Origin of the sequence: Halorubrum sp. SP3 (genome assembly GCF_005435195.1) — an archaeon.
Taxonomy (GTDB): domain Archaea; phylum Halobacteriota; class Halobacteria; order Halobacteriales; family Haloferacaceae; genus Halorubrum; species Halorubrum sodomense.
The window spans coordinates 1-352 of the sequence record NZ_SGTU01000484.1 but is presented as its reverse complement, the minus strand read 5'-3'; the positions used below and the strand labels follow the sequence as shown (position 1 = coordinate 352).

The following is a 352-nucleotide window of genomic DNA, read 5'->3' as shown; positions in this document are numbered from 1 at the left end:
CGATGTTGATGTTCGAACGGCAAGAATATTTAATACGTATGGACCTCGGATGAGGCCAAACGACGGCCGAGTCGTTCCAACATTTATCAGGCAGTCGCTTTCTGGAGAGGATCTAACAGTATACGGTGATGGAACACAGACGCGTAGCTTTTGTTATGTAGATGACGAAATTCGTGGGCTCCGTCAACTAATGGAGACAGAGGGCTTAGACGGGGAAGTCGTGAACATTGGAAGCAGAGACGAAGTGACGATATCTGAACTCGCGAAAATTATTCTATCTATCGTGGACTCAGCCTCTGAGATCACTCATAAACCGCTTCCCAAAGACGATCCAAAGCGCCGCCAACCTGAC

At 48.0% G+C, this 352-nt stretch carries 1 protein-coding gene; it reads left to right on the top strand.

What is annotated here, in order from left to right; genetic code table 11:
- The coding region (locus tag EXE42_RS17325) for an NAD-dependent epimerase/dehydratase family protein (RefSeq protein ID WP_137707099.1) at positions 1–352 on the top strand (352 nt) is incomplete at both ends.